The organism is Steroidobacter cummioxidans, assembly GCF_003104955.1.
Genome location: NZ_LSRW01000029.1, coordinates 45822 through 63092 on the forward strand (window position 1 = coordinate 45822; position 17271 = coordinate 63092).

Consider the following 17271-nt stretch of genomic DNA (forward strand, 5'->3'; position numbering starts at 1 on the left):
AGTGACGCAATGAGCAGGCAAGTAATAAGAACCGCGGCTCGAGTGACACTGACGGCGGCGATTGCCGCCGTCCTCGGCGGCTGTTTCGTATCGAAAGTGGATCCACAGAAGCCGCAGCTGCCGCTGCCGGATGCGTTGCCCGCAACGGCAATGCAGACGTCGCCGCTGCCCAATCCGTGGTGGACGATGTTTGGCGATGCCCGGCTCAATGAGCTGGTCGTCGAAGCGTTGCAGCACAACCCGGACGCAAAGGTCGCGGCCGCGCGCGTCATGGAGGCGCGTTCGTTTCTGCGCATTGCCAATGCGGATCGACTGCCCACGTTGAATCTGGAAGGCAATGTCAACAGCGCCCAACAGAGCAGGGCCACCCTGGCGAATCAGGGGCTGGGGGAGATTCCCAATTTCAGAACCCAACAAACCGTGTACACGGTGCAGGGTACGGTCGCGTACGAGTTGGATCTGTGGGGCAAGTATCTGCGCGCTTCGGAATCGGCGCGCGCGCAGCTGTTGAACTCTGAGTATGGCCGCGAAGCGACCAAGCTCAGTCTCACCGGCGAAGTCGCTCGCACCTACTACTCGTTGATCGCTGCTGCCGAGCAGTTGGCTCGCGGCCGTGACACGCTGAAATCCCGTGAGGAAGCGGCAGACCTGGAGAAGCTGCGTTACGAGTCGGGCGAGAGCGATGAGTTCACATTCAAGCGTGCGGAAGCGGATGCGGCGGCGACTCGCGTATCGACGCGTCAGCTCGAGTTGCAAGTCGTGCAGCTGACAAATGCGCTCGGCGTGCTGTTGGGGCGTTCGCCGAAGGCGCTGGTCGACGAAGCGGTCAGCGTGCAGGGAATCAATCTGCCGGGGCCCGTACAGTTACCGGCGGCGCTGCCTTCGTCGGTGCTGTCGCTGCGTCCTGACATTGGCGCGGCCGAAGCGGCGCTCAATTCGTCAGCCGCGGACATCGGCGTTGCGCGTGCTCAATTGTTCCCGAGCATCAGCATCACCGGCTCGTTGGGTACGGCAAGTCCTGAGCTGGACGATCTGTTCACCAGTCCGGCGAAGATCTGGTCGTGGACGGGCGGCATTCTGCAGCCCATTTTCCAGGGCGGCCGGCTGCGTGCGAATGTTTCTCGTGCCGAGGCGGTGAGAGAACAACGCAAGTCCGAATATGCGGCCACAGTGCAGCAGGCGTTCCGGGAAGTGCTGGATTCTCTGCAAGGCCAGGTGCTCATTGCCGGCGTGCGTGAAGCGAACGATCAGCAGGTCGCGGCGTTGACGCGCGCTACCGAACTGGCGGAGCTGCGTTACGCCCAGGGCGATATCGCGTATCTGGAGCTGCTCGATGTGCGTCGTGGGTTGTATCAGGCGCAGATCGACCTGGTCGCAGCTCAGCGCGATGCGTTGCTCAATACCGTTGACCTGGCACTCGCCGTCGGCGGCGGGCTGGGCGATCAGGCGGAGCCACTGACGGCGCAGCGTTAAACGCCGCGTAACCCTGCCGGCTCTAGCGTTTGTAATTTTGCGGGAGGTCGACTCCAGACCTCCCGCCCTTGCGCTGGCCGTGTCCACGGCGAGTGCTCAGTCAACCTTCCAATTCTTTCGCCGGTAACGACCGGTGCCACGCACCGTCGTGGAAAAACATTCCCCGCCTTCGTGCTTTTGGTTGCAAAAAGTACAAGAGAAACATTCGCAAATGGCATGCGGATGAAGCATTCGCCCTGTTTCGAGAACGGCACGCGAGCTGCATAGATGGCTCAGGCTTTTTTCTGACGGGCCCCAGGACCTTTCCGAACGTCAGAGCGTTGTTTGCTTCGCGCACAGTTAGTAGCGCGAGAACATGCGAGGGGAACATCGAATGCGCGTCATGTCGCGAGAGCAACTGAACTCTCGTTCCGAATTGATTCGGCGTTGTCGCCAGGTGGCGATCGGCGTCTCATTGGCTTTGTCCATCGCCGCGTGCGGTGGTGGCGGTGGCGGCGGAGGAGGTACCTCCGCGCCAGTTCAGCAGAACCCGCAGAATGTGGCACCGACGGTGCGGGCCGGTGACGATCAAACAATCGAATGGCCAACCGCGAGCGCGCAGCTGAGCGGCTCGGCGACCGACGATTCGTCGTCGACGCTTACTTATGCGTGGTCCGCGACCAGCGGCCCAAGCGGGGTGACATTCGGTACGGCCAATGCCGCGGCGACCAGCGTGACGTTTCCTGCCGCTGGCAGCTACGTGCTCACGTTGTCGGTGAGCGATGGCAGCTTGACCGGAACCGATACTGTGAATGTCACGGTGAATGCCGCGACCTATCCGGCATCCGACTTGTCGAATGACACAAACGATCACGGCTGGACGCGCGTCACTGCCGCCGCCGACGTCGGCATGAACCAGGCGCTGCTCGAGCAAGCGGCGACCTATGCGCAAACCTCTGGCAGAACGCTGCCTAACAGCGCCGGCATGATCGTGCGCAAAGGCCGATTGGTGCACTCCTGGGGCAACATCGACCAGCGCTTCGATCTGAAGTCGACGACCAAGTCGATCGGCGGTATGGCGCTCGGTATTGCCTACGACGGCGGCAGTCTGGCGCTCACGGATCGCGCGTCCGCCAGGCTCCCGGGCTTCGGCGAGAATCCGCCGGGCAATGTCTCTACGGGCTGGCTGCCGGACATCACGATTCAACAATTGGCGACGCACAGTGCGGGCTTCCGCAAGATCCAGAGCTACCCGGCGCTGGACTATCGGCCAGGCACGACCTTCTTCTATTCCGATGGCGGCTTGAACTGGCTGGCCGACACATTGACCGCGGTGTTCAATCAGGACCTGGCGACCGTGCTCAACACCAATGTCTGGAGCGCGCTCGGCGTGAACAGCAGCGTCGGCGGTACGGATGGCAGCGGCGCCCCAGCGATCTCGGACGTGCATTGGCGTGACAACCAGTCCGGTCGCACCAATCCCCAGAACCGCGAGCTTGCGTCCGGCATCTTCGCTAACGCGAATGCGATGGCGCGGGTCGGTCTGCTGTTCCTTCGCAAGGGCGTGTGGGCCAACGATCAGCGCATTCTCTCCGAAGACTTCGTGTCGAAAGTGAGCACCCCGGTCGCAGAGAATGCCGGGTTCGACAATCCGGAGGCAGCCGACTTCCCCGGCGGGCCGGAGAATTACGGCATGTTGTGGTGGACCAACGCGAACGGGCAGTTGCCGAATGTGCCGCGCGATGCGTACTGGGCGTGGGGACTGGGTGACAGCTTGATCGTCGTCATCCCCAGCCTGGATATCGTGGCGGTACGCGCGGGTAGGGTCATCCCAGGGACCACGGATCCCGATCCAGATGCGCGGGTGTGGAACGACTGGGACTGGAACGGCGACTATTCCATCCTGGCGCCCTTCCTTGATCCGATTGTTCAGTCTGTGATTCAGTAACAGTCGCGCAGGGTGAGTCGAGGGCGCGCGCCCGAATGTCGTTCGGCGCGCGCCTTTGACGTCTGCGCAAACGCTGCCGATCCAGGGTAATTCTGTCGTCTGATCCGATCCCTCCCTTGCAGGAGGTGCCGATGGCAGACGATTCCCCGTTTTCCAGCGAGCAGCTCGCCACCCCGGAGCAGTGGGCGGCGATGACGTTCCAGCCGGTGTTGATCGATCCGACCAGGTTCGGGCCTGAATGGGAGCAGGCGCGAGGCTCGGTCGCGCGTGCGGCCATTGCGCTGCTGCGGATGGACGATCAGGCCTTGACCCGGCATTTCATGGCACAGCCCGAGCCGCTGCTGGAAGCAATGGACGTGCACACCGCCTTGCAGGATGAGCTGGATTATCTCAAGACTCACCTGGAAGCGATCGAGACGGCGGCCACGCGCATGCTTTGTGTGGCGTCCCGCTGTGTGGCGCGCCCCCAGTCCTGATCCATCTCACAATTCGCTGGCTTCGTTGAGTTCGCGCCGGTCGCAAACTTGAGAACCCCGCTGCGCGCGGGCAAGCTCCACCGACATCGAGATGGAGCCCGAATGCAGCCACTGAGCGACACGGACAAACAGGAAAAGCTGCCCTATCCGAAGTGGTGGCCCATCGTCGCGGGGGCGTTGGTCGGTTTGCTGCTGCGTCTGTTTTATAGCGGCGGACCCGACGGCCCGTATGGCGCGATGATGGGTTCGTTCATTTTCATCGCGCCGCTGGCAGTCAGTGCCGTCACTGTTTATCTCGCCGAGCGTCTGGCCCGCCGCGAGTGGGGCTACTACATGGTCGTCGGCGCCGGCGCGAATGCTTTGTTTGTCATCGGCACGGTGCCAGCCATGCTCGAAGGCTGGATCTGCGTCATCGTGATCCTGCCGTTGTTCGTCATGATCGGTATGGTCGGCGCGGTAGTCATGGGCGCCGTGTGTAAGATGACGAGCTGGCCGAAACAGGCGGCCTACAGCATCGCTGTCTTGCCACTGCTGCTGGGCGCGATCGAGCCGACCGATGGCTTGCCGGTCCGAATGAGCACCATCGAGCGCAGTCTCACCATCGCTGCGCCTCGCGAGGTCGTCTGGGATCAGCTGCTGAATGTTCGGGACATCCAGCATGAAGAGGTCGAGGACGGCATCGCTTTTCGCATCGGTGTGCCGCCGCCGCTCTCGGCAGTGAGCGACGCTATCGACGGTCAGCCCGTGCGGCGCATTGCCATGGGCAAGCACGTACATTTCGATCAGATTCAAACCGAGCGCCGCGAGCACGAGCTCATCCGGTGGCAACAGCGCTTCTATCCAGATTCGTTTCCGCCGGGTGCGTTCGATCAGCACGTGGTGATGGGTGGCACCTACTTCGACATCGACACCATCTCTTATGCGCTGAAGCCGGTCGGCGACGCGACCGAGCTCACCCTCAGCATGCATTACCGGGTGAGCACGCGTTTCAACTGGTACGCCGATGCCGTCGCTCGGCTGGTGTTGGGCAATCTCGAGGAAGTGCTGCTGGGTGTGTACCGGCGGCGTTTGGAGGCGCCGGGCGCTTGAGCACGGATTGGAACATCGGCTCCGAGCGCGTCATCGATGCAGGTGATGCTGACGCGTCTGCCGGCGTGGTGCGCTGGCGCGCGAGCAAATCGCTCTGGATTGGCGGAATGTCGCTGGTTGCATTGACGCTCGGCCCAGTCACCTTCACGCCCGGCGCATTCGTTTTGTTTCTTGTGACGACGGCGATCACGCTGTGCGCCGGTCATTCGGTGGGCATGCATCGCCGGCTGATTCACGGCAGTTTCGACTGCCCGAAGTGGCTCGAGTATGTCTGCGTGTATCTGGGCGTGCTGGTCGGCATGGCGGGACCGATCGGAATGATTCGTCAGCACGACCTGCGAGACTGGGCGCAGCGTCGTAACAGCTGTCACGACTACTTGCGTCATGGCCGCGCGTTTTGGACGGACGCCTGGTGGCAATTGCATTGTGATCTACAGTTGGCTCGCGGTCCGATCTTCCAGCTCGAGCCCGAGCTGGCCAATGATCGTTGCTACTACTGGATGGAACGCGCGTGGATGTGGCAGCAACTGCCCTGGGCGCTGCTGTTCTATGCAGTCGGTGGCTGGGGCTGGGTGGTTTGGGGCATCTGTGCGCGCGTCTCCGTTTCAGTCACGGGACACTGGTTGGTCGGGCATTTCGCGCACCGTCAGGGTCCCATGACCTGGGAAGTGCGAGGTGCGGGTGTGCAGGGCAGGAATGTGCCGATCGCCGCTCTGCTCAGCATGGGCGAGAGCTGGCACAACAATCATCATGCATTTCCCGGCTCGGCGCGGCTCGGTTTGTTACGGGGCGAATGGGATCCGGGCTGGTGGCTGATTCAGGGCTTGAAACGCTGCGGGCTGGTGGGAGCGATCAACACACCCGAGACCTTGCCGCCGCGGGCAGCTTTGCACCGGTTGGAGCAATCAAGCGGGACGACGGCGCCGGTGCACGGACACGGCGATGAGCAGCACGGACATCGCCAGCAATCCACCGAACGCCCATTGGAAATCACTGCGCATTAGCAGCGTAGGTTTCGGCGGCAGCCAGGACTCGCCCGCCAAGATCGACTCGATGACCGCACGGATTTCCCTTCCCGGCGTCATCTCGCCATTGGAAAGAATCACGATCGCACGTTGCTGTGAGGGATAAAGCGTCAGCAGCGACGAGAAGCCGCGCCGTTTGGTTGCTAGGCTGGGGAGCCACTCGCTGCCGTGATGTTCGAGTTGCCAGCCCAAAGCCATCGTCCGACCGTGCTCGTCATTGCGCTGTTGCTTGAACATCGCCTCGTAGGACGCCTGCGCCAGTAGCGATGGATCGCGATTTACATGCAAAGTCGCCCATCGGGTCAGGTCGGCGACGCTCGCGCTCAGTCCGCTGCTCGGCAATGCCTCGTCGTTGCGGGGATAGCTGGGCGCACGGCGCACGAATACATTTCCCGAATGAGGCCACGCGACGTTGCTGGCGGCGAGCGGGACGTCGAATGTGCTTTCCACCATGCCCGCTGCGTCCAGCACGCGCGTCTGCATGTATTGCGAATACTTTTGGTGAGTCGTGCTTTCGATGATTCCCGCGAGTGCATCGAAAGCTGCATCGTCGCGCGTCAGCAGTTGCGCAACAGTCACGGAGGAATCGGCGATCGAATCGGTGAGCCCCAGTTGTCCGTGCTCCACCAGTTGCATGATGGCGGCTGCGGTGAAGGTGCGGCTGATGGATTCGACATGAAACAATGTATGCGCGTTGACCGGCTGATCCGTGCCCGTGGCGCGCACGCCGAAGCCGCGCATGTAAACGGGCTGTCCGTCCTCGACGATGCCCACCGCCAGGCCGGGAATGGAGAATTCCTGCAGGATGCGCTCGAGGGCTGCATCCAGCGCATAAACGAGATCGGGAGTCAGTTGCGGTGCTGGATCGGCGAGCGGTGCGCTTTCCTGCGCGACCGCGACGCTGGATGTCGCGACCAGCGCGATCATCGTCAGCAATTTAGCGGCCGGGCGGCTCAGCATCCGTATCGATCCGTGATTCTCGAGGCCTGGACGTTACTTGGGTTTCGAATTCGGCGCCACGGCCGTCGAATCCCGCCGCACCAGGGTGTGCGCCAGCCGCGCCGGTTTCGGCGTCGTGCCGGAAAGCACCATCTCGAGCAGCAAATCGGCCGCGCGATAGGCCAGTTGGTAGGTCGGCTGACAGATGGTCGTGAGCGGCGGCCACACGGTGCGGGCGATGGCCGCATCGTCGAAGCCGGCCACCGACAATTGCGACGGAACGGCCACGCCCATTTCGTGGGCCGCCATGAGCGCGCCCGCGGCCATGTCGTCGTTGCCTGCGAAAATCGCCGTCGGCCGCTTCGGCAGCGCCAGCAGCTGACGGGTCATTTCCAGCCCCGAGTCGAACAGGAAGTCGCCCTGGCGCACGTACTCGGGAACATAGGGAATCTTGTGGTTCTTCAGCGCCGCCTTGTAGCCGCGCAGACGTTCGCCGCTGGCGAAGTGACCGGGACGGCCGATGATGAAGCCGATACTGCGATGGCCCAGGCCGATCAGGTACTCGGTCATTTCGCGCGCGGCGGCTTCGTCGTCGATGTCGACGTAGGGCGAGCGATGTTTGATTTCGTTGGGCGCGATGCGCACGAATGGCAGGGCCTGGGCGTCGAGCGCGCGGATCAGCTCGGCCGATTCGCTCAAGGGCGGCGCGACGATCAGGCCGTCCAGATGGGTCTGGTTGGCGAAGGTCAGGATGTCCTGCATGACCTCTTCGGTGCGCCCCGCCACTTCATGCAGCAACAGCAGGAACTTGGCCTCGCGACAGCGCGCCAGGGCGCCCCGCTGGACCTCGATGGTGTAGTTGGCGCTGGGGTTGTCGTAGACCAGGCCGACCAGGTAGGAGCGGCGGCTGGCGAGACTGCGGGCGGAGAGGCTCGGGTGATAGTTCAGCCGTTTGACGGCAGCCAACACCTGCGCACGGGTTTCTTCGCGAACGTTGGGCTCGTTGTTGAGCACTCGCGAGACTGTTTTGATCGCGACGCCGGCAGCCTTGGCGACGTCGTTGATGCTTGTTCTGCGCCCGGACATGGGCGCGATGGTAGCTTAGATCTCCCCCCAAATGCTCTGGCTGTGTCCAGCCGTCACCGCAGGATGCTGTCGCCCTTGGCTGACTGCTCGGTCAGTTTCGGCTTGGCCGCCCTGAGGTACAGGTCGAGAAAGTCGATGCCGTTGTCGATGGGCTTGTCGACGAAGAACGTGCTCATGTGCTCCAGGCCCCGCATCAGATACAGCTCGGCGGGGATGCCGTTGGCGTTCAGCACCTCGTACATGGCGTGGGCGTTGCTGTCGCTGACCGTGAAATCGAAGGTGCCGTGGTACAGGAACATCGGCGGATCGTCGCTGCTTACCAGCGCCAGCGGCGAGGCTTCGCGCCACAGCCCGGGGTTCTCGTCATAGGAAACGCCGGTCAGGGCATTGGTCAGCTTGCCGCCCTTGTAATAGCGGATATCGACTGGTGTGCCGCCCGCGACGACCGCCTGTACGCGCGAGCCTTCGACGAACCATTTATCGGAGGGGCTGGTAACTCCTGCCAGCGCCGCCAGGTGCGCGCCGGCCGAGTAGCCCCAGGTGCCGATGCGATTCTTCAACACGTTCAGATCCGAGGCGTGCGCACGTAGCCACAGGACTGCCTGCTGCACGTCCTGGAGCTGCGCCGGGAAATGCCATTGCGGGGCGAACCGGTACGACATGTTCAATACAACGTAACCCCGCTCGGCGACCCGCTGCGAGATACTGTTCATGTCATTCCGCGTGCGGCCCTCCCAGCCTCCGCCATGGATCATGACCACCGCCGGAAACGGGCCGTTGCCAGCCGGCTTATACAAATCGGCCTTCAGTTCCTGCGGCCAACCCGCTGGGGTGTAGACAAAATCCCGGGTCACGGTCACGTCCACCGGGCTCACCGACCCGATCCGGGCATTGCTCGGCCTGCCCTCATGCGAGGCACAGCCCGTCAACAACAACGCGGAAATCAGCAATGCACGCCGGATCATCTGACACCTCCCAGGACCTCGCGTGCCACTTCGCGGGCCAGCTGAATTTGGAGGCAGCGGAACGTTCAGGTGCCGGCTGAGGCTAGATCCAGACGTCGTTCTGGGCGGTGAGCGCGCCGCCGGCGTCGCCGGTGTTTACGACGCCCTTGGGCTCGACCAGCATGACTTTACATTCGTCGGCGGCAACGGGCTGGTGCTCGACCCCCTTGGGAACGACGTAGAGCTCGCCGGCGCGCAAGAGGACGTCGCGGTCGCGGAAGCGGAGGGTCATCTCGCCTTCGATGACGATGAACACCTCGTCGGTGTCGGCGTGCTGATGCCAGACGAACTCGCCGCGCAGACGTACCAGCTTGAACTGGTAGTCGTTCATCGCAGCGATCACCTTCGGGCTCCAGTGCTCGCTGAACCGGGAAAACTTTTCCTGAAAATTGATGGCTGTAGCGCTCATGGAGCAAATGATCCGACGGCGGAACGATAGCGCCAAGCGGCAGTTTCTGACAAAGCCGCCAGCACAGTTATTCTGTCGCGACTTGTCGGCCTGAGAGCAACGGGTGCGTCTTTCAGGAGTCGCATCGGACTGTATTTACTTCAGAGGGAACAGCAATGAATCGATTACTCGGACTCGGCGTGCTTGCTGCGCTGGCTGCATGCTCACCCAGGCAAGAGGCTGCGAAGGAACCTGCTGCGCAGACGCCGCCAGCCACTGTCGCAGCGCCAGCAGAAGAAGCGGTGGACGTTCCGGCCGGGGCCTACACGATCGATCCTGCGCACACCAGCGTTCTGTTTCGCGTCGATCATCTCGGATTCTCGAACTACACGGCGCGTTTCAAGCGGTCGACTGCGCAACTGCAGTTCGATCCAAACAATCTGGCGGCGTCGAATGTCACCGTCGCGGTCGACGCCAAGTCGCTGGAAACCGATTTTCCCGATCCGGCCAAGCTGGATTTCAACGCCGAGCTGCTCGGTGACAATTGGTTGAACGCTGCGAAATATCCGGAAATCACCTTTCGCTCGCTGAGCGTGGAACCCACCGGCGCCCGCACCATGCGTATCAATGGTGAGATCACGCTGCGTGGTGTGACACGTCCGATGGTGCTGGACGCGCGCCTCAATGGCGGCTATCGCGGCCATCCCATGGATCCGAACGCGCGCATTGGGTTCTCCGCCACGGGCGTGCTCAAACGATCTGAATTCGGTATTGCATATGGCATTCCTGCGCCTGGCACGAAGATGGGTGTGAGCGATGATGTGAATGTAATCGTCGAAACGGAATTCTCCGGCCCGCCGCTGAATTCGCCCACCGGTGAGGGCGGTCAGACCAAGTAAAAAATACTGCGCATCGATTTGCCCTGCCGTACGATTGCATCGGATCACAGATGCAATCGTACGTCGTCACGGAGCGAATGATGTCGAGTGGAATGTTTCGGTGTGCAGCGGCGTCAGCGATGTTTGTGATTTCGCTGAGCTGCGAAATTGCTGAAGCCGCGGATTCGGGTTTTTATATCGGTGCTGCCGGCGGGCGCAGCACGCAACGGCTCGACAAGCAGGCGGGCGTCGGGCCGATCCCCACGGCGACGTTCACGCCACCGGACCCTTTGGTTCCCGGTGCACCGTATCCGAGGCTAGGCGAGCCTCCGTACACCTTCTTGCCTTTCCCGGTAGATGGACCGGCCTATCGGGTGCTCTTGCCCGATGGGCTGAGCGCGGACGAAACCGACGTGGGCTGGAATGTCGCGCTCGGTTATCGCGTCAACAAATATCTGGCGGCGGAACTCGCCTACGTCGATTCGGGTGAGGCATCGCTCGTCGAACACTATCGATCGGTACCGAGCGGGTCGCCCGTTGCAGTCAGAGAGATTACTCGCAGCTACACGGTGACTTCGAGCGGACCGGCGGTGACGGTGCTCGGCTCGCTGCCGCTGAGTTCGCAATGGGAAGTGTTCGTTCGCGGTGGCGTACTGTTCGCCGAGCAGGAAGTCGAGACGAGGACTCGCGCCGTGAGCGGCTCGCCGATCGTCGCACCTCAGGTCGATCGCAGCTTCAGCGATCAAGTGGTCACTGTAGGCGCCGGCGTGCAGTGGGCATTCCTGCCGCGCTGGACGGCGCGGCTCGAATATCAGCGCACGGATGATCTGCAGGCCAACGAAATCATGGGCGAGAGCCGCATCGACCAGGCTTCGCTGAGCGTGCTGTTCGGGCTGTAACGCGTCAGCTGCGCCACACGTCGCCGAACACTCGCAGCAAATTGCGGCCGAGAAGCTTGTCGATGCGGGTGGCGCTGTGACCGCGGTCGGCCAGCATCTGGCCCAATGTTTCGAAGCGACGCGGCGTATTGAGATCGCTTGCGAACAAGTAGCCATCTTCGCTTTCGCCCGGTGCGGCGATGGCTTTTTCCTTGCGCTGTCTGATGTCGGCGGCAAAGGCGTCCTTGTATTTCTGATCGAGGACGGCGGGCGAGATGGTACCGTCGGTGCCGATGGACACGTGATCCTCGCCGGCCACATTGATCATGTGCTCGAGGTGTCGAATGATGTCCGCTGCCGTGGGCTGCTTGCCCCCGGTGAGATAAGGCATGAAGAACACGCCGGACACGCCGCCCTTCTCAGCGACAGCACGCAGCTCTGCATCGGTGCGATGACGCGGATGATCGACGACAGCTGCGGCGCCGGTGTGCGTGAATGCGACCGGTTTGTTCGAGACGCGAATCGCATCGGCCGAGGTCTGCCGTCCGCAGTGGCTGAGATCCACCAGAATGCCGAGCGAGTTGAGTCGCTCGATGGTTTCGATGCCGGTGCGGCTCAAGCCCGCATTGGCCGGCTCCATGCAACCATCGCCGATCAGATTGCGGCGGTTGTAAGTCGGCTGCACGACCCGCAGGCCGAGCTGATACAAATCTTCGAGCAGATCCAGATCGGTCTCGAAGGCGACGCCATCCTGGACGCCGCAAATCAGTCCGGTGCGTTTGGCTTTCTTGGCCGCTGCGATATCCGCCACGGTGCGCACGCGAGCGAACGTATCTGGGTGCAGCTCGATGTCACGCTCCACGTCGATGAGGCCGCGAACCAGATCCTTGAAGGCTGCATCCGGTGGCGTTGTGCCGACCGGTCCGAGGGTGATGAGCACGGCTGACAGGCCGCTGTCCCGCACATCCTTGAGGTGAGCTTCGCCGAGCTTCTCGCCGGGCTGCATGGTGATGCTGCCAGGGCCGCCCAAGCCATCGATCACGATGGCGTCCTTATATCCCTTCCAGGTTGCCGCGTTCGCCCAGCGCATCGGCAATGTGAGTGCGGCTGCGCCGGTGGCCAGCAGCACGGCGCGACGTGAAAGGGTGACAGTCATGAACGGCTCCTTGTTGCAGCGAGGTCGCGACACATTATCCAGTCTTGCTGAACTTCGGCACCGAGCGTGAACGACGTCGTGCCGACGTTTTCGAACTGACGTTTCTGGTAAAAGCGGGTCGCGTGCGCGTTCTGGTCCCACACGCACAGCCACAGTGCCTGCGCGCCCAACTCGATCGAGCGGGCGGCGAGCTCGTCCATCAGACGATAGGCCACCCCTTTGCCATGCTGGGACGAGTCGACGTAGAACCTCAGAATCTCGACGCCGCGCTTACCCGGCACCGGCGGACAGGGCTTGTCGACGATCAGCTGCGCGAAGGCGACGAGCTGGCCATCGATCTCGCCCAGCCAGCTCTCACGCTGCGCGTCCCTGATCTCGGCGCGCTGAATGTGCTCGCCGAAGGACTTCGTGCAGTGAGCGTCCATGTTCTGCGGCGTGTTGAACTGAGTGTAGGTATCGCGAAAGGTTTGCTCAGCGAATTCCGCCAGCGACCTGGCGTCCTGCTCGGTGGCGCGACGAAACCGAAGTGCGGTCATATCAGGCCTTCAACCGCCACCCGGTCTTGAAGATCCACCAGATCACGATCAGGCACAGCGTCAGGAACAGGAACGTCATCCCCAGGCTGACACCGACCGCGACGTCGGAGACGCCGTAGAAACTCCAGCGGAAGCCGCTGATCAGGTACACGACCGGATTGAACAGCGCCACCTTCTGCCAGACCTCCGGCAGCATGCTGATGGAATAAAAGCTGCCGCCGAGGAACGCCAGCGGCGTCACCACCATGATGGGCACGATCTGCAGCTTCTCCCAGCCGCTGGCCCACAAGCCGATGATGAAGCCGAACAGGCTGAAGGTGATCGACGTGAGCACCAGGAATGAAACCATCCACAGCGGATGCTCGATGCTGAAAGGCACGAACAGCCGCGCGGTCGCGAGAATGACCAGGCCCAGCATCATCGACTTGGTGGCTGCCGCGCCCACATAGCCAATGACGATTTCCATCGCCGAGATCGGCGCCGACAGCACTTCGTAAATCGTTCCCGAGTAACGCGGCATGTAGATGCCGAACGACGCGTTGGAAATGCTCTCGGTGAGCACCGAGAGCATGATCAGCCCGGGCACGATGAACGCGCCGTAGCTCACGCCCTCGATCTGAGCCATGCGCGACCCAATCGCGGCGCCGAACACGACGAAGTACAGCGAGGTGGAGATCACCGGCGACAGCAGGCTCTGCACCAGCGTGCGGAACCAGCGGGCCAGCTCGAAGCGATAGATCGCGCTGATGGCGTAACCGTTCATCGTGGGTGCACCAGGCTGACGAAAATTTCTTCCAGCGAGCTTTCGCTGGTGTGCAGGTCTTTGAAATCGATGCCGTGCTCGCTGAGTTGCCGCAGCAGGCTGGCGATGCCGGTGGCGTCGGCCTGAGTGTCGAAGGTGTAGATGAGCTGCGTGCCGTCAGGCGACAGCTCCAATTGACGGTTCGCGAGCTGCGCCGGGATCTGCTGCAACGGCGCCTGCAGATGCAATGTGAGCTGCTTGCGCCCGAGCTTGCGCATCAGCGTGTTCTTTTCTTCGATCAGAATGATCTGGCCGTTGCTGATGACGCCGATACGATCGGCCATTTCCTCGGCCTCTTCGATGTAGTGGGTCGTGAGAATGATGGTCACACCGCTGTCGCGCAGCGCCCGGACCATGTCCCACATGTCACGCCGCAGCTCGACATCGACGCCGGCGGTGGGCTCGTCCAGAAACAGAATCTGCGGCTCGTGCGACAGCGCCTTGGCAATCATCACGCGGCGCTTCATGCCGCCGGACAACGAGATGATGTTGCTGTCCTTCTTGTCCCACAGCGACAGGGCTTTCAACACCTTCTCCAGATGCGCCGGATTGGGCGGCTTGCCGAACAGCCCGCGACTGAAGTTCACGGTTGCCCAGACGGTCTCGAAGGCATCGCTGGTGAGCTCCTGCGGCACCAGCCCGATCTTGGAGCGTGCGGCGCGAAATTCCTTGCGGATGTCATGACCGTCGGCGGTGACGCTGCCGGACGTGGCATTGACGATGCCGCAGATGATGCTGATCAGGGTGGTTTTGCCGGCGCCGTTCGGTCCCAGCAAGGCAAAGATTTCGCCGCGGCGGATCTCGAGGTCGACGCCTTTGAGGGCCTGAAAGCCGGAGGCGTAGGTCTTGACCAGGTTCTGAACCGAGATGATGGACTGCACGCGGGCTCCGTTACTCGACCTGCTCGAGTGAAGGGTCCGCATTATAAAGAAGTCGGTGCGGCCATCGGAGCACAGCGCAATTTCCGCCCTGTCACGAATGTTGGCGCATGCGCGCTCGGGCGAGCAGCCACACGCCGGCCACCACCAGCCCGGTGCCGACCGCGATCCAGGCGTTGAACGGCTCGCCCAGCACCAGGATGCTGAGAATGATGGTGGACATGGGACCGATCATGCCGATCTGCGCGGTGATGCCGGCACCGATGCGCTCCAGCGCCATCATGGTGATGAGCACCGGCACGAAGGTACACAACACCGCATTCAGCACCGACAGCCAGAGGACCTCGGGTGCCACGATCATCGCCGAGGGCGGCTTCAAGATAAAAAATTGCGCGATACACAGGAAGCACGCAATGGTCGTTCCCAGCCCGGTGACGCGCATCGCGCCGAGGCGACGCACGATCTGGCTGCTGTATACCAGGTAGAGCGCATAGCTCACGGCGCTGCCAAAGACCAGCATCGTGCCCAGTGCGATGTCCGGTCCGCTGCGCACATCGTGACCGAACACCACCAGCACACCGATGTAACTCAGCCCGAGCGCCAGCCATTGCGACCGGCTCACTGCGGTCTTGAACAGCAGCTTGCCGGCCAGCAGCACGATGGTGGGATTCAAATACAGGATCAGCCGCTCCAGATTGGCGCTGATGTACTGCAGGCCGGCGAAATCCAGATAGCTCGCCAGGTAATAGCCACAAAAACCCAGTCCGAACAGCGTGCGCCAGTCCTGCGCGCTGGGCGCAGGTTGATTGCGTCCAGCCCACCACGACAGTGTCAGGAACAACGGCAGTGCGAACAACATGCGGTACATGATCGTTGTCACTGCATCGACGCCGTAGCGATAGGCCAGCTTGACGATGATGGCCTTGCAGGAAAACGCGATGGCGCCTGCGCCCGCAAGCAGCACGCCGGTAAGCAGTTCACGCCGCTCGGTTGCGGCAGGGGCATTCATAGGGTGGAGTACAATCAGGCGCGGTGCGAACAACGGCGTTCGCGCTTGCGATTCTATCGAGAGGTTCAGGACCATGAGCACGCAAATTACGGCGGGAGAATCGCCATTCGCGATGGGTAAAGCTAGAACAGTCGCGCTGATCGGTGCCCCGACCGATGCCGGCGCTGCCGACCGTGGCTCGTCGATGGGGCCAGAAGCGCTGCGCGTGGCAAAACTCCGAGAAGCTCTGGCTGGACGAGGTTTACAGGTCATAGACCGCGGCAATCTCAGTGGTCCTGGCAACCCGTGGCTGGAACCTGTCCAGGGATATCGACATCTCGCCGAGGTCACCGAGTGGAACCGACTGGTCCACGATGCAATGTATGCAGCGCTGCAGGACGGACATCTGCCCATTCTGCTCGGCGGCGATCATTGCCTGGGCATCGGCTCGATCAGCGCGGTCGCGCGTTTCTGTCGCGAGCGTGGCAAGAAGCTGCGCGTGTTCTGGCTCGATGCGCACGCTGACTTCAACACGCGCGATCTGTCGCCCAGCGGTAACATCCATGGCATGCCGGTCGCGTGTCTGTGCGGCTTCGGGCCAGCGGAACTGACCGAGCTGAGCGGTCACAAGCCCGCCATCGATCCGTCATGGATCCGGCAGATCGGCATTCGCAGCGTCGATCCGCTGGAGAAACGGTTCGTGCACGAGCAGGGGCTGGAAGTGTTCGACATGCGTTACATCGACGAACACGGCATGCGCGAGACCATGGAACACGCGCTGCACGGCCTCGATGACGACACGCATCTGCACGTGAGCTTCGACGTCGATTTCCTGGATCCCGAGATTGCGCCGGGCGTGCTCACGACCATTCCGGGCGGGCCGTCGTATCGCGAGGCGCAGCTGTGCATGGAAATGATCGCCGATACCGGTCACATGGCTTCGCTGGATGTGATGGAGTTGAATCCGGCGCTCGACATTCGCAACAAGACCGCGCTGCTGGCGGTCGATCTGATCGAATCGCTGTTCGGCAAGAGCACGCTGATGCGCCGTTCGGCCCCCTGACAAGCACCTGAAGGACACAAGAATGAAGCAATTGCTCTGGTCGTTGGTATTGATGGCTGTCGGCGGCACCGCGAGCGCCGCGTCGTCGGGCACCTTGCTCGTGCTCAACAAGTCCGACGACACCGTGTCGTTCATCGATCTGGCGAGCAGCAAGATCAAGGCCACGCTGCCCACCGGCGGCGGCCCGCATGAAGTCGCTGTGTCCAAGGATGGCAAGACCGCAGTGGTCACCAACTACGGCGACACGTCCAATCCAGGCAAGTCCCTGACCGTCGTGGATGTGCCGGGCAAGAAAGTGCTGCGGACCATCGATCTGGGCACTTACCGCCGACCGCACGGCATCGTCTGGCTGCAGGGCGATGAAGTGTTGGTGACCGTCGAAGGCAGCAAAGCGGTGCTGGTCGTCGGCGTCAACGATGGCAAGGTGAAACATGCGATCGCGACCGATCAGGTCGGCACGCACATGGTTGCCGTCAGTCCGAAACATCGTCGCGCGTTTACTGCGAACCTCGGCTCGGGCTCGACCACGGTGATCGATCTCTCGGCTTACGAACGTGTTACCGATGTCGCTACGGGGAAGGGCGCCGAAGGCATCGCGGTGGCGCCGGATGGCAGCGAACTGTGGGTGACGAATCGCGAGTCCGACACGGTGTCCATCNTGTCTCTTATACACATCTNCGCNGCC

18 protein-coding genes are annotated in these 17271 nt (G+C 62.3%); 9 read left to right on the plus strand and 9 right to left on the minus strand.

The window, feature by feature from the left end; genetic code table 11:
- Positions 1–9 precede the first annotated feature (9 nt).
- The 5 genes from D0550_RS16220 to D0550_RS16240 all read left to right on the plus strand — a co-directional run bounded on the left by D0550_RS16220 (position 10) and on the right by D0550_RS16240 (position 5969).
- A complete protein-coding gene (locus tag D0550_RS16220; RefSeq protein ID WP_161965863.1) occupies positions 10–1473 on the plus strand; it encodes an efflux transporter outer membrane subunit in 1464 nt (487 codons plus the stop codon).
- Positions 1474–1846: 373 nt separating this feature from the next.
- Positions 1847–3400, plus strand: a complete 1554-nt coding sequence (locus tag D0550_RS16225; protein WP_206606330.1) for a serine hydrolase domain-containing protein — start codon at positions 1847–1849, stop codon at positions 3398–3400.
- A 131-nt stretch (positions 3401–3531) separates the two neighbouring features.
- Positions 3532–3876 (plus strand): hypothetical protein, encoded by a 345-nt coding sequence (locus D0550_RS16230; protein WP_116810240.1) that lies wholly within the window; start codon positions 3532–3534, stop codon positions 3874–3876.
- A 102-nt stretch (positions 3877–3978) separates the two neighbouring features.
- Positions 3979–4965: an SRPBCC domain-containing protein gene (locus tag D0550_RS16235; protein ID WP_116810241.1), complete on the plus strand. Its 987-nt coding sequence runs from the start codon at positions 3979–3981 to the stop codon at positions 4963–4965.
- Entirely contained in the window at positions 4962–5969 is a 1008-nt protein-coding gene (locus D0550_RS16240; RefSeq protein WP_170134674.1) for an acyl-CoA desaturase, read from the plus strand. Before D0550_RS16235 ends, D0550_RS16240 begins: the two co-directional genes overlap by 4 nt.
- Here D0550_RS16240 and D0550_RS16245 read toward each other — a convergent pair.
- The 4 genes from D0550_RS16245 to D0550_RS16260 form a co-directional block, all read right to left on the minus strand.
- Positions 5871–6950: a serine hydrolase domain-containing protein gene (locus D0550_RS16245; protein WP_116810242.1), complete on the minus strand. Its 1080-nt coding sequence runs from the start codon at positions 6948–6950 to the stop codon at positions 5871–5873. The two genes, D0550_RS16240 and D0550_RS16245, sit on opposite strands and share 99 nt — an antisense overlap.
- 33 nt (positions 6951–6983) lie before the next feature.
- Positions 6984–8015: a LacI family DNA-binding transcriptional regulator gene (locus tag D0550_RS16250; protein ID WP_116810243.1), complete on the minus strand. Its 1032-nt coding sequence runs from the start codon at positions 8013–8015 to the stop codon at positions 6984–6986.
- A 53-nt stretch (positions 8016–8068) separates the two neighbouring features.
- Positions 8069–8980: an alpha/beta hydrolase gene (locus D0550_RS16255; protein WP_116810244.1), complete on the minus strand. Its 912-nt coding sequence runs from the start codon at positions 8978–8980 to the stop codon at positions 8069–8071.
- Positions 8981–9062: 82 nt separating this feature from the next.
- Positions 9063–9428 (minus strand): cupin domain-containing protein, encoded by a 366-nt coding sequence (locus D0550_RS16260; RefSeq protein WP_116810245.1) that lies wholly within the window; start codon positions 9426–9428, stop codon positions 9063–9065.
- A gap of 155 nt (positions 9429–9583) precedes the next feature.
- On the opposite strand from D0550_RS16260, the gene D0550_RS16265 reads away from it, so the two are divergent.
- Both D0550_RS16265 and D0550_RS16270 read left to right on the plus strand, forming a co-directional pair.
- Positions 9584–10306, plus strand: coding sequence for a YceI family protein (locus D0550_RS16265; RefSeq protein ID WP_116810246.1), 723 nt, complete (start codon positions 9584–9586; stop codon positions 10304–10306).
- Positions 10307–10425: 119 nt separating this feature from the next.
- The gene (locus D0550_RS16270; protein WP_161965865.1) at positions 10426–11184 is read left to right on the plus strand and encodes an outer membrane beta-barrel protein; all 759 of its coding nucleotides are present in this window, start codon (positions 10426–10428) and stop codon (positions 11182–11184) included.
- Between the two features lie 4 nt (positions 11185–11188).
- Here the strand turns inward: D0550_RS16270 and D0550_RS16275 are convergent, their stop codons facing one another.
- The 5 genes from D0550_RS16275 to D0550_RS16295 all read right to left on the minus strand — a co-directional run bounded on the left by D0550_RS16275 (position 11189) and on the right by D0550_RS16295 (position 15544).
- Positions 11189–12319, minus strand: coding sequence for a dipeptidase (locus D0550_RS16275; protein WP_116810248.1), 1131 nt, complete (start codon positions 12317–12319; stop codon positions 11189–11191).
- Complete coding sequence (locus tag D0550_RS16280) at positions 12316–12855, minus strand: GNAT family N-acetyltransferase (RefSeq protein WP_116810249.1); 540 nt, start codon at positions 12853–12855, stop codon at positions 12316–12318. Before D0550_RS16280 ends, D0550_RS16275 begins: the two co-directional genes overlap by 4 nt.
- 1 nt (position 12856) lies before the next feature.
- Positions 12857–13618, minus strand: a complete 762-nt coding sequence (locus D0550_RS16285) for an ABC transporter permease (protein ID WP_116810250.1) — start codon at positions 13616–13618, stop codon at positions 12857–12859.
- Complete coding sequence (locus tag D0550_RS16290; protein WP_116810251.1) at positions 13615–14538, minus strand: ABC transporter ATP-binding protein; 924 nt, start codon at positions 14536–14538, stop codon at positions 13615–13617. Before D0550_RS16290 ends, D0550_RS16285 begins: the two co-directional genes overlap by 4 nt.
- 91 nt (positions 14539–14629) lie before the next feature.
- Positions 14630–15544, minus strand: coding sequence for a DMT family transporter (locus D0550_RS16295; RefSeq protein WP_116810257.1), 915 nt, complete (start codon positions 15542–15544; stop codon positions 14630–14632).
- A gap of 73 nt (positions 15545–15617) precedes the next feature.
- Here D0550_RS16295 and rocF point away from each other — a divergent pair, with 73 nt between their 5' ends.
- Both rocF and D0550_RS36855 read left to right on the plus strand, forming a co-directional pair.
- Entirely contained in the window at positions 15618–16586 is a 969-nt protein-coding gene (gene rocF, locus D0550_RS16300) for an arginase (protein ID WP_206606331.1), read from the plus strand.
- 52 nt (positions 16587–16638) lie between these two features.
- The coding region (locus D0550_RS36855) for a YncE family protein (protein WP_422664261.1) at positions 16639–17271 on the plus strand (633 nt) is incomplete at its 3' end.

Coding starts and splice junctions, on each gene's coding strand:
- D0550_RS16245 (WP_116810242.1), bottom strand. CDS start 6,950: ATGCTGAGCCGCCCGGCCGCTAAATTGCTGACGATGATCGCGCTGGTC.
- D0550_RS16250 (WP_116810243.1), bottom strand. CDS start 8,015: ATGTCCGGGCGCAGAACAAGCATCAACGACGTCGCCAAGGCTGCCGGC.
- D0550_RS16230 (WP_116810240.1), top strand. CDS start 3,532: ATGGCAGACGATTCCCCGTTTTCCAGCGAGCAGCTCGCCACCCCGGAG.
- D0550_RS16265 (WP_116810246.1), top strand. CDS start 9,584: ATGAATCGATTACTCGGACTCGGCGTGCTTGCTGCGCTGGCTGCATGC.
- D0550_RS16295 (WP_116810257.1), bottom strand. CDS start 15,544: ATGAATGCCCCTGCCGCAACCGAGCGGCGTGAACTGCTTACCGGCGTG.
- D0550_RS16275 (WP_116810248.1), bottom strand. CDS start 12,319: ATGACTGTCACCCTTTCACGTCGCGCCGTGCTGCTGGCCACCGGCGCA.
- D0550_RS16280 (WP_116810249.1), bottom strand. CDS start 12,855: ATGACCGCACTTCGGTTTCGTCGCGCCACCGAGCAGGACGCCAGGTCG.
- D0550_RS16270 (WP_161965865.1), top strand. CDS start 10,426: ATGTTTGTGATTTCGCTGAGCTGCGAAATTGCTGAAGCCGCGGATTCG.
- D0550_RS16285 (WP_116810250.1), bottom strand. CDS start 13,618: ATGAACGGTTACGCCATCAGCGCGATCTATCGCTTCGAGCTGGCCCGC.
- D0550_RS16255 (WP_116810244.1), bottom strand. CDS start 8,980: ATGATCCGGCGTGCATTGCTGATTTCCGCGTTGTTGTTGACGGGCTGT.
- D0550_RS16235 (WP_116810241.1), top strand. CDS start 3,979: ATGCAGCCACTGAGCGACACGGACAAACAGGAAAAGCTGCCCTATCCG.
- rocF (WP_206606331.1), top strand. CDS start 15,618: ATGAGCACGCAAATTACGGCGGGAGAATCGCCATTCGCGATGGGTAAA.
- D0550_RS16260 (WP_116810245.1), bottom strand. CDS start 9,428: ATGAGCGCTACAGCCATCAATTTTCAGGAAAAGTTTTCCCGGTTCAGC.
- D0550_RS16225 (WP_206606330.1), top strand. CDS start 1,847: ATGCGCGTCATGTCGCGAGAGCAACTGAACTCTCGTTCCGAATTGATT.
- D0550_RS16220 (WP_161965863.1), top strand. CDS start 10: ATGAGCAGGCAAGTAATAAGAACCGCGGCTCGAGTGACACTGACGGCG.